Below are 11,047 nucleotides of genomic sequence, written 5' to 3'. Positions count from 1 at the left end.
TCAAAGTTGTACCGTTGCAAGCGCTGCAGTGCCTCTGGCGTCAACATGGTCGCCTCCAAGACAGGACTTCGTCTCCTTCAGACCTCCAGCGCCAGAGGCGGTTCGCTTAACCGTGGGATTGGTATAAGGCATGAAATTTCCAGCCAGCGCTCCCATGTTGCATTCTTATAACATGGACCGCTTATCCGACTTGGCGAATCGACACTAAAAAAATTTAAAGCTTTTACCGCCCGTGACATTTACTCATTGCCTTTGTAACGCACACACCCAGTTGGTGCTTCGCCAATCCTCTTATTTCTACGTGCCCGGCAAGTGATTCGCGGCTGGCCTCAGATCGATTCTTCGGTCGCATGCAAACCCCGAAGAATACTGTCGCCGCCTGCTTGGCCTGCGCATCTTCAACGGAAGCACTCCACCGCAAGATATTTACGGCAGGAAATTGATAACTCCTTTCAACGTCTCGCTTTTTTGTCCTATCTGCTCACATCGCAATAAATTTCTCGAAAAAATCATTCTGCAAGTGAACCTTTCTGGATCTCAACTGCCTACTAGCAACTTGCTCTTGAGCACGGATAAAAAACTAGATAGGAATTCACATGCTAAAAGTTGTTGCCAAACCCACGACCTCCGTATTCGCCAGCACCGCCGTTGCCATCCTCCTCTCTGCATGCGGCGGCGGCGGAACATCCGCAAACTATTCGGAACAATTGGCCTCAGCACAACAACAGCCTGCGGTAGCTTCGGATGCCCAGACAACCAAGACCGTAGCGGAAATGACCTTCGTCCCGGAGGCGGCACCGGAAGCCGCACCTGCAGACACATCCGCCGCACCGGCGCCCTACGGACAAGCGGCTGCCGACTTTACCCTGACCTTCTCCGACGAATTCGACAGCTTCAACAGCAACGTCTGGAATGATCATCTGTGGTACGAAACACCCAGCGACACCAAGAACTTCACCGTTGAAGACGGCAAGCTGAAGATCTGGCCGCAGCGCGACGCTGCGGGCAACTTCTTCAATCGTTCGCTGGCCACCGACGGCAAGTATTACCAGACCTACGGCTACTTCGAGATGGAAGCCAAGCTGCCCTACGGCAAAGGCACCTGGCCCGCATTCTGGCTGTTCACCCACGAAGCCGGCGCGCATCCGTATCGCCCGGAAATCGACATCCTGGAAGCCTATGCCGGCGGCGGCCGCAACAGCGGCTGGTCTGATGCCTCCATGCGTCCGACTGCTTACGCTTCTACAGTATGGCCCAACGGTATCGAAGGCGGTCCTGCCGCAGGCACCAAGACTTACGCCAACCTTGGCGACCTCTCCGCCGACTTCCACAAGTACGGCGTGAAGTGGGAACCGAACAAGATCACGTTCTACTTCGACGGCAAGGAAATGTATAGCGTCAACGAGAGCATGGACAAGCGCATGTACATGATCCTGGACCTCTGGTACGGCAGCGCCTCGGGCTCGCCGGACGACTCGACTCCGCAAGGCAAAGGCAATGCGTACGAAGTCAACTACGTCCGTGCCTGGCAGTTCAAGCAATAAGCCGGCAATGCATTGACCCTCAGGGAGACGGCGTCTTCCCGTCCGGCCGGATGTATCGGCCGGACTTTGGAGAGCCGGCCGTCTCTCCCGAGTCGGTGCCTGGCGCCGAAATCAAGCCGGCACAGGATGCAACGGCAAAATGCCTCCGTAAAGTTTCATCTTTCCCTCGTCGAATCTCACGATCGAGCCCCCCGCGTCTTACCGCATCTGCCCTGCTCCTCCGGTTGCCACATCGGCGGGAGACCCGCCTCAGCACCTCTCTCCGCCTGCCGCAATACTGAATCCAGTCCAAATAGTGCGTAATCGTGTCCTATTGGCCCGTGCCGGTGAACGCATACACTAGACGGGCAAGGGCAACACTGCCCGATGGATTTCCCGATATGGGCGAATCCGCTATGCATATAAATTCAAATGAGGAGATAGCAGATGTCCAATTCCGACCGCAGATCCGTACTAAAGACCGGCCTGGCTATGGGGGCAGGCGCGCTTGTCGGCTGCGCCACGCCCGGCATCGCCAATAATCAGGTCAAGACCCCTTTCCATGTTCCGGCAACGTACATTCCTATTGTCGGCAGCGATCAGATGTTTCCCGTGCGCCGCATCTATTGCATCGGGCGCAACTACGCTGCCCATGCGCGCGAAATGGGGTCGGATCCGACGCGTGAACCGCCATTCTTCTTCCAGAAGCCGACCGACGCCATACAGTACGTCGCGCCGGGAACGACAGCTAACCATCCTTATCCGTCATTGACGAAGAACTACCACTACGAAATCGAACTGGTGGCGGCCTTGAACAAGGGCGGCAGGAACATTCCTTTGGAAAAAGCGCTGGAGCTGGTCTACGGCTATGCCACCGGCCTCGACATGACGCGCCGCGATCTCCAGCGCGGCATGGGCGACCAGAAGAAGCCATGGGAAATCGGCAAGAGCTTCGACATGTCCGCTCCCATCGGCCCGATTCATCCGGCATCGCGCACCGGGCATTTCAAGGATGGCAGCATCTGGCTGCAGGTGAATGGTCAGGTCAAGCAGAATGCCAATCTCAACCAGATGATCTGGAGCGTCGCCGAGCAGATCTCCAAGCTGTCCGAAGCGTTCGAACTCATGCCTGGCGATCTCATCTACTCGGGCACGCCGGAAAACGTCGGACCGGTGGTCAAGGGCGATTTGATGGAAGGCCATATCGACGGATTGCCCAATCTTTCCGTCAAGGTCGTTTGATCCCTCGGGTTAAATCCCGTCAACGGCGGAGGTCGATGCAGCTGTCAGACTGCGGCCTGCATCGCCTCCGCTGCTGGATTTGCCGTCCTGCCTTTGTTGCTTTTCCTGCCCGTTCCGTCCGCGCAGAGACGTTACAATAGCTTCGTTGGGGCAAGCTTGTGTTTGCCTTGAAAAACAAATTCAACGGAGCAGTCGTGGCGGAGCGAGGCGTAAGAATTTACCGGATGGACGAGCGATCCGACTATCCGGACTTCGATATTCGGGACCGGAGCGTTCGTTCGCCGCTGTCGCATCTGCACCGGCATGAATATTTTCAGATCCAGGTCGCGCTTGAGGGCGAAACCGTACAGAACATTTCGGGTACGATCCGGCCATTCAGCCGCGGAACCTTGAGTTTCGTCCTGCCGCATCGCATGCACATGATTCCTCATCCGGAAGCATCGCGATATATCGTCATCAACATCTCGCAGAATTTCCTGGGCATCGACGCCGACATCGACCCGCTTGATCTCGAAGATATAGATCCTGCAGCCCTGCCGCTGATTGCGCCCTTCCTTTATCAGGAATACCTGGACTACACCTTTGACGAATCCGATTTCATCAGGATCGAGCAACTTGTCTTCCAGATGATCGAGGAAAACAAGATGCGCCAGTTCGGCTCGACGGAGCTGATACGCGGCTTGCTGTACCAACTGGTCGCCCTGACATGCAAGCATTTCGAAACCGATCTTCTCAGGCTGCGCGATGCGCCTGCAAAGAAGTCATTGCGGAAAACCGCGATACAGCGCGTGCTCGCCTTCATCCGCGAGCATCTTTGCGATGAAATCACCTTGCAGCAGGCTGCGGCGGAGGCATTCCTTTCTCCCAACTATCTTGCGCATATCCTCAAGAAGGAAACCGGCCGCACCTTCACCGAACTTGTCACCGAACGCAGGCTCTTGCTGGCTAAGGAACTGCTGAGCACCACCAATGACAAGGTCAGTACGGTTGCACATGCCTCCGGCTTCGCCGACGAAGCCTATTTCGCACGCAGATTCAAGCAGGCGACCGGCATGTCGCCGCGCACGTTTCGCAGTCTCGCAAGGTCCCTGCAGGCGGCGTAGATTGCGGCGGCCGCCTTTGCCGAAGCCGAAAGAAAACGCTCGCAGCGGCTTGAAAGACCGCTGCGAGTTGATTCAATCTTGCCGGCCGTGAGCAGGTCTAATCGAGCGAGACGCCGGTTTGCTTGACGATCTTGGACCAGCGCGCCAATTCCGATTTCACGTAGCTGCCGTACTCCTCCGGCGACGAGCCAAGCGCAATGGCACCCTGGGCCGCCAGCTTCTTTTGAACCTCCGGGTTCTGCAGCGCTTTCATCAGTTCGCTGTTGAGCCGCTTGATGATGGGTTCCGGCGTCTTTGCCGGCACCATGAGTCCCTGCCAGGCGCTGACTTCGAATCCGGGCATGCCCGATTCCGCAACTGTCGGCGCATCGGGGAAAATGGGAATGCGCTTCGGCGTCGTCACCGCCAGCAGGCGCATGCGCTTGTCGCGCACAAAGCTTGCCACCGAGTTGATCGTGTCCGTCATGAACTGGATCTGGCCGCCGACAAGATCGGCGTCCGCAGGCGCACTTCCCTTGTAGGGAACATGTACGGCATCGATGCCGTTGGCCTGCAGGAACTGGAAGGCGCCAAGATGCGTGATATTTCCGCTGCCCGCGGAACCATAGGAAAGCTTGCCGGGATTGGCCTTCGCATAGTCGACGAATTCCTTCATGCTGTTGACGGGCAGTGAAGGATTCACCACCAGGGCAAGAGGTACTGTTGCCGTCAAGGCCACCGGCGCGAGATCGCGCTGCACATCATAGGACAGGCTCTTGTACAGCGCCGGACTCAAGACGATGGACGAGGTGTTGTACAACACGGTGTAGCCGTCAGCCGGCGCCTTGGCTACCAGCGCGGAACCGATATTGCCGTTCGCACCACCCCGGTTGTCGACGATGAACTGCTGCCCCATCTGCTCACCCATCTTCTGGGCAAGAACACGGGCAACGAGATCGGTTGGGCCGCCCGGAGGAAATGGCACGACCAGGGTGATCGGCTTGCTCGGATAGGCGGACTGTGCATGGGCTGCAGGTGCGCCGAACGCGGCGATACCGAGGCCCATCATGACACAGGCATGAATAAGGCCTGAACGAAGACGGCTCGTGGTGAATAATTTCATTTTTTCTCTCCTTGATTTGGAATGCTTCGCCGGCTAAGGCGAGTGTTACATCGATGATCCGAACGAGGCGCTTATCCCGCGCTTGTCTGTGTCCGCATCTGTCTGCCTGCGAGTGACTGGTTATGGATCACCCGCAGCGCCAATCTCTCATGACGCGTGGTCGCGCCCTGCCAGCATTCGCCTTGCGGTGTAGGTCATCACCAGTTCATCCCGCTGGTTATGGACCTTGATGGTGGAGTCTACGATAGCCCTGCCGCCCTTCGACGTAGGACGGATATTGTCGACTTCGACAATCGCATGAATGCGATCGCCGACCAGAACGGGAGCGTGGATCTTCTGTGTCAGCTCCAGCATGGCGAGGCCTGTTCCCTGAATCATGGTTTGCAGCAGCAAGCCCTCGATCAGTGTGTAGGTCAGCGCCGCTGGAACCGGCCGGCCTGCAATGCCGCCCGGCAGCGGTTCGCTGTCGATGAACATGACTTCCAGCATGCCTGTGACGCCGATGAAGCCGACAAGGTCCGCTTCCGTGACGGTGCGGCGGAAGGTCTTGAAACGCTGGCCCGGTTCCAGGTCCTGCCAGTAATAGCCTTGCCCGAGTTGCTGCATGGGTTTTGTATCGTTCATGTTGTCCTTTCAGTCGTCTGCACCATTCGGCTTGGCAATCCCAAGCTCCGCCATGATCTGCTCGGTATGTTCGCCGAGGCGCGGAGCCATGCGCACCGGGGGGCGCTGCTGGTCGAACCTCACGGGAACTCCGGGAAACTTCAGTGTCCCCATCTGCGGATCCGTCAATGTCTCGAAAAATCCGGTCTGCTGCAGATGTTCGTCCTGCGGCAGCTCGTCGAGACGGCGCATCGGCGATGCGGGTATCTCAAGCCGGCTGAAGGTCTCCAGCCAAACCTCGGTACTCCGGCCGGAAATGACCTCCGCCGCGATCTCGTACAAGGTCGCGATATGCGTCGTGCGCGCCGCGATATTGGTGAAACGCTCGTCCACGGCAAGTTCGGGCCGGCCGGACTCGATGAAGAACCGCTTCCAATGCGCGTCGGTGTAGGGCATCGCGCAGATATAGCCATCGGTCGTGCGATAGGGACGCCGCCACTGGTTCAATACGCGCGGATAGCCTGCGTCGGCAAGCGGCGGTTCAAAATGCTGGCCGTAGAAATGCTCGACCAGATTGAACGCCACCATGGATTCCAGCATGGGCACTTCGACATAGGAGCCGATGCCTGTGCGCTCGCGCTTGAACAGCGCGGCAAGAATCGCGTGCGCGGCGACCAGACCGCATGTCTTGTCGCCCGCGATGGTCGGAAAATACTGCGGCTTGCCGGTCTGCTTTTCCATCAGTGCAGCGCAGCCGGAAAGCCCTTGGATGATGTCGTCGTAGGCAGGCATGCCGCTGTATGGCCCGCCATCGGCGAAACCGAGCAGGCCGACATAGACAAGCTTGGGGTTGCGCTTGCGCAGGGCGTCCGGGTCGAGGCCGATCGCCGCAAGTTTCTGCGGACGGATGCTGTGCATCAGCACATCTGCCGTATCGACGAGCTTGAGCAGCGCTTCCCGGGCGTCGGCCGTCTTCAGATCGAGCACGATGCTGCGTTTGCCGCGATTGACGCCCAGGAAAATTGCGCTCATGCCGGGCTCGGTTGCCGGGCCGGTCTTTCGGGTGGAATCTCCTTCCGGCGTCTCGATCTTGATGACGTCCGCACCGTAGTCGGCGAGGATCTGGCTGGCGTAGGGACCGAACACGACTGTGCTCAGATCGAGTACGCGAATGCCGTCTAAAGGAAGCATCAGTTCTCCTTGATTGGGCTGATAGAGTGGTCAGGCAGCCATCTATGCCGTCACTACGACTTTGCCGATGGCGTTTCCGGCTTCGACCAGTGCATGAGCACGCCGCAGGCTAGCCGCATTGAAGCCATTGAAACAATGTTTTACGGTACTGCGCACCTGTCCTGCATCGATCAGACTCGCGACGCGGTTCAATATCCGGTGCTGCTCCAGCATGTCGGGCGTTGCGTGCAAAGAACGCGTGAACATGCCTTCCCAGCTGAACGAAGCGCTCTTCCCGCGCAGGTCATTCATGGGCAGCGGCGACCGGCTTTCGACCAGGGCGCAAATATGCCCATGGGGCTTGATGAGCTTGGCCATCACCGGAAAATACCGGTCCGTATCCGACAGGCAGAGAATGAAGTCGACCGCGGGCCTGCCGTTCGCAGCCAGCTGCGCAACGAGATCCGCACGGTGGTCGACGACAATGTCTGCGCCCAGCTCCCTGCACCACGCCTGCGATTCCGGGCGCGATGCAGTTGCAATGACGTGAAGCTGCCCGACGGCCTTGGCCAGTTGTATCGCCATGGATCCCACCCCGCCGGCTGCGCCGATCACAAGCAGGTTTTTTCCCGCATCGTTTCCGGTCGCCGATACATGCATGCGCTCGAACAAGGCTTCCCATGCAGCCAGCGAAGCCACGGGCAGCGCTGCGGCTTCGGCGAATCCTGCCGATGCCGGCATTGCGCCTGTCAGGCGTTCGTCCACGAGATGCAGTTCCGCATTGCAGCCTGGACGCGTGATGCTCCCCGCATAAAAGACGCGGTCGCCCGGGGCGAACAGGCTGACGCGCGGCCCTGCGGCGACCACGGTGCCGGCCGCATCCCATCCAAGTACACGCGGCTGTCCGCCGGCATGCGGCCGCGCGCTTCGCATTTTTATATCGATGGGATTGACCGACACGGCTTCGATGCGAACCAGGAGATCCTGTCCGTCGGCAGCCGGTGCTGCAAGCTCGAGATCGACCAGTGCATCGGCGCCATGGCCGGCAGCGTCCGCAGAGATTCCGATTGCCTTCATATCCGGCTTACTGCTGCTCGACCTTGGCCTTGACGACGATCTTTTTCCACAGCTCGATCTCCGCCGCCTGGAAACGGCGCATTTCCTCCGCACCGCCGCTCATTGCTTCCGCGCCCTGCCGCTCATAGAATTCCCGCGTTTCGGGCATCCGTGCAATCTGGGTCAGAAGCGCGGAAAGTTTTTCAGTCTCGGCTTTTGGTGTCTTCGCCGATACCATCGCGCCTACCCAGACATAGGCCTGGTAGCCGGGCAAGCCTTCTTCGGCCGCAGTCGGCACATCTGGCAGCGCTGGTGCGCGCCGCTCGGACGCCACTGCAAGCGCGCGTACCTTGCCGCCCTTGACCAGGCCATGCGTGGCCGTAATGTCAGAGAAGGTCAGATCGACCGTACCGGAAGCGACGCCGGCGAGAGCTTCCGACGCGCCCTTGTAAGGCACGTGCATGGTGCTGACACCGGCGACATCGTTGAACAGTTCGGCCATCAGCTGATAGCCGGCGGAGCCTGATGCATAGTTCAGCTTCCCCGGCTGCGACTTGGCCGCCTTGACGAGGTCGGACACCGACTTGTAGGGGGAATTCGGCGGCACGGCGAGGACCGCCGGCGCGCGCATCATCATGGTCAGCGGTGCGAAATCGGTCTGAGGATTGTATGGCAGCTTTTTGAACAGGGCGACGTTCACGGCCAGCGTCGAGTTGCTGCCGACGAAGACGGTGTAGCCGTCGGCCGGCGCGGATAATGCGTTCTGGACGCCGATGAAGCCGTTCCCGCCGGGACGGTTTTCCACGACGACCGGCTGCCCCGTCAGTTCGGACAGTTTCTTGCCGAAGTAGCGCGCCGAGGTATCCGTGCCGCTGCCCGGAGGGAAAGGCACGATGAATTTGATCACGCGGGAAGGAAAGTCCTGCGCGATCGCCTGCAAGGCGGGCATCAGAACGGTGGCGCAACCGATTGCAGCTGACAGCACCATGCTGCGATAAGGCTTGTTCAACATCTCATGTCTCCTCCGGGCATTGATGCCCTGTCAATTTATCAACGATGCTTACATGCTGGCGGAACGGATGAAATCTACGATCCGGTCCTGGCCCGACTCCAATACGCGCTGCCCCACGATCCGGTTCCAGTAAGCTTCGGAGCCGTGCGCGGTCCGCCATTCATGCAGGCGGCGCGTCAGCAGCTGCAGGTCGTATTCCTCGGTGACGCCGATGGCCCCGTGTACTGCATGGGAAATCGATGCAACCAGTACGGCAGCCTCGCTGGTGCGGGACTTTGCGATGGCGCTTGCAAGCGCCGCGGGCATGCGGGTGTCGCCTTGAAACGCCGCCTCGGCGGAGATCAAGGCTGCAGCGACGTGCTCGGCCATCACGCTGATCTGATGCTGTATCGCCTGGAACTTGCCGATCGACTTGCCGAACTGGGACCGGTCATTCGCATACTGCAGCGTCATGTCGAAGACGCGCCGCATGGCTCCCGCAAGCAGCGCGGCATGCAGTGCCGCACCCCATTCTTCGAGGCTGCCTGCAGCCGCGGTTGTTCGAGGGGTCTCCGGCGTCGCCTGCCATGCCATGGTCGCTACCAGGCTGCCGTGCACGCCGGTCGATGTGCGCAGTGCGTCTTTTGCCGGCAGCACCAGGATCTGGTCCCCATCCTGGGCGACCACGTGATCGGCGATGACGCCGAAAGGCACGAACGGACATGTCAGGCGGCCGTCTTCGGTGCGGCGCAATGCCGGTGCGAGCGTAAGCATCCCCGCCGGGATATCGGCACGTCCGGCAAGGAGCGCACGCGCCGCAATGCTTTGCGCCAGCGGCACGGGCATTGCGTAAGCGCCCAGCGTGGTCAGGACGGGAAACAGTTCATCCAGCGGCAGCATCGCGCCGCCCTGGTCTTCGGGCGTGAGCAACTCGAGAAAGCCCGCATCCGCCACGGCATTCCACAACGCGGCAGGAGAGCCGCCGGCCTCGATGGCGCGTACGGCTGCGGGCGTGCATTTGTCCTTCAGGATTTCTTCTATGGCTTCTGCAAACATCACGGTTTCCTTTAACGCAGGCCGAGTCCGCGGGCGATCATGCCGCGCAGGATTTCGCGGGTGCCGCCCCGCAGGGAATAGGTTGGCGCCACCTGGCTGACATAGGCCAGCGTCCGGTACAGATCGGGATCAGCAAGCTCATTCGGGTCGGCCGAAATCGCGGCTTCGATCACGGCAGGAATGGCCTGTTCGAATTCCGTGCCGATATCCTTGACCAGCGCGGCTTCGACTATCGGGCTCGCCCCCTTCACCAGCTGACTGGTAACAGTCACCGACATGTTGCGCAGCGTCGCCAGGTGAGTGGCGAAACGGCCGATGGCGGCGGCATGTTCCGTTGCCTTGCCGCTTTTCCGCAGGCAGGCGATCCAGTGATCGAGCAGCACGATGCTCGAGTACAGGCGTTCAGGACCGCTGCGCTCGAAGGCGAGTTCGGCGGTGACCTGCTCCCATCCGCTGCCTTCCTGGCCGATCAGTGCGTCGCCGGCCAGCTCGACGTCATCGAAGAACACCTCGGAAAAATGCGCATCGCCTGCCAGATCGCGTATTGGGCGCACTGTCACGCCGGGCAGCGAAAGGTCGACGATGAACTGCGACAGTCCGCGCTGGCGATCTTCAGGATTACCCGAGGTTCTTACCAGCGCAATCATGTACTGGCAGTGCGGCGCGTTGGTCGTCCAGATCTTGCGGCCGCTGAGCCGCCAGCCTCGTTCCGTCCGGGTTGCGCGCGTGCCGACACTGGCAAGGTCGGAACCGGAGTTCGGTTCGCTCATCCCGATGCAGAAGAAGGCTTCGGCCGCGCAGATCTTCGGCAGGTAGAAGCGGCGTTGCGCTTCGGTGCCGTATTTCAGGATCAGCGGCCCGCTCTGCCTGTCCGCAATCCAGTGTGCTGAAACCGGAGCGCCGGCGATCAGCAATTCCTCCACCAGCACGAAGCGCGAGAATGCATCCAGGTTGGCGCCGCCGTATTCCCCCGGCAATGTCATGCCGACCCAGCCGCGCTTGGCCAGCTTGCGGCTGAACTCGGCGGAGAATCCCATCCAGGAACGCGCCCTGATATCCGGCGGCGACGCCGGCATGCTGGATTGCAGGAATTCCTTGACCTCGGCGCGGAAGGCTTCCGCCTCGGCGGGAAGGCGGGCAAGACGGAAATGGTTGAGCAGCGCGGTCATTGACGCACGTCCTTGTGTTGGGCGGCAAATTG

At 60.0% G+C, this 11,047-nt stretch carries 10 protein-coding genes; 3 read left to right on the top strand and 7 right to left on the bottom strand.

Annotation, left to right across the window (positions count from 1 at the left end; translation table 11 throughout):
- Positions 1-596 precede the first annotated feature (596 nt).
- The 3 genes from IGW03_RS24535 (at position 597) to IGW03_RS24525 (ending at position 3,868) form a co-directional block, all read left to right on the top strand.
- Positions 597-1,544, top strand: a complete 948-nt coding sequence (locus IGW03_RS24535) for a glycoside hydrolase family 16 protein (protein ID WP_228536043.1) — start codon at positions 597-599, stop codon at positions 1,542-1,544.
- Between the two features lie 426 nt (positions 1,545-1,970).
- A complete protein-coding gene (locus IGW03_RS24530; RefSeq protein ID WP_194725156.1) occupies positions 1,971-2,765 on the top strand; it encodes a fumarylacetoacetate hydrolase family protein in 795 nt (264 codons plus the stop codon).
- A 167-nt stretch (positions 2,766-2,932) separates the two neighbouring features.
- A complete protein-coding gene (locus IGW03_RS24525) occupies positions 2,933-3,868 on the top strand; it encodes a helix-turn-helix transcriptional regulator (RefSeq protein ID WP_228536041.1) in 936 nt (311 codons plus the stop codon).
- Positions 3,869-3,965: 97 nt separating this feature from the next.
- Here IGW03_RS24525 and IGW03_RS24520 read toward each other — a convergent pair whose 3' ends face one another.
- The 7 genes from IGW03_RS24520 to IGW03_RS24490 all read right to left on the bottom strand — a co-directional run bounded on the left by IGW03_RS24520 (position 3,966) and on the right by IGW03_RS24490 (position 11,015).
- Positions 3,966-4,916: a Bug family tripartite tricarboxylate transporter substrate binding protein gene (locus IGW03_RS24520; protein WP_194725162.1), complete on the bottom strand. Its 951-nt coding sequence runs from the start codon at positions 4,914-4,916 to the stop codon at positions 3,966-3,968.
- A 201-nt stretch (positions 4,917-5,117) separates the two neighbouring features.
- Positions 5,118-5,594: a MaoC family dehydratase gene (locus tag IGW03_RS24515; protein ID WP_194725155.1), complete on the bottom strand. Its 477-nt coding sequence runs from the start codon at positions 5,592-5,594 to the stop codon at positions 5,118-5,120.
- 9 nt (positions 5,595-5,603) lie between these two features.
- Entirely contained in the window at positions 5,604-6,764 is a 1,161-nt protein-coding gene (locus IGW03_RS24510) for a CaiB/BaiF CoA transferase family protein (protein ID WP_194725154.1), read from the bottom strand.
- 42 nt (positions 6,765-6,806) lie between these two features.
- On the bottom strand, positions 6,807-7,820 hold the full coding sequence (locus IGW03_RS24505) for a zinc-binding alcohol dehydrogenase family protein (protein ID WP_194725153.1): 1,014 nt from the start codon (positions 7,818-7,820) through the stop codon (positions 6,807-6,809).
- A 7-nt stretch (positions 7,821-7,827) separates the two neighbouring features.
- A complete protein-coding gene (locus tag IGW03_RS24500; RefSeq protein WP_194725152.1) occupies positions 7,828-8,811 on the bottom strand; it encodes a Bug family tripartite tricarboxylate transporter substrate binding protein in 984 nt (327 codons plus the stop codon).
- Between the two features lie 48 nt (positions 8,812-8,859).
- Positions 8,860-9,846, bottom strand: coding sequence for an acyl-CoA dehydrogenase family protein (locus tag IGW03_RS24495; RefSeq protein WP_194725151.1), 987 nt, complete (start codon positions 9,844-9,846; stop codon positions 8,860-8,862).
- An 11-nt stretch (positions 9,847-9,857) separates the two neighbouring features.
- Positions 9,858-11,015 carry an acyl-CoA dehydrogenase family protein gene (locus IGW03_RS24490; protein WP_194725150.1) on the bottom strand — a complete coding sequence of 386 codons (1,158 nt, stop codon included), beginning with the start codon at positions 11,013-11,015 and terminating at the stop codon, positions 9,858-9,860.
- Positions 11,016-11,047: the final 32 nt, after the last annotated feature.

Origin of the sequence: Noviherbaspirillum malthae, assembly GCF_015352985.1 — a bacterium.
Taxonomy (GTDB): Bacteria; Pseudomonadota; Gammaproteobacteria; order Burkholderiales; family Burkholderiaceae_D; genus Noviherbaspirillum; species Noviherbaspirillum malthae.
This window is presented reverse-complemented; position numbering and strand designations above follow the sequence as displayed.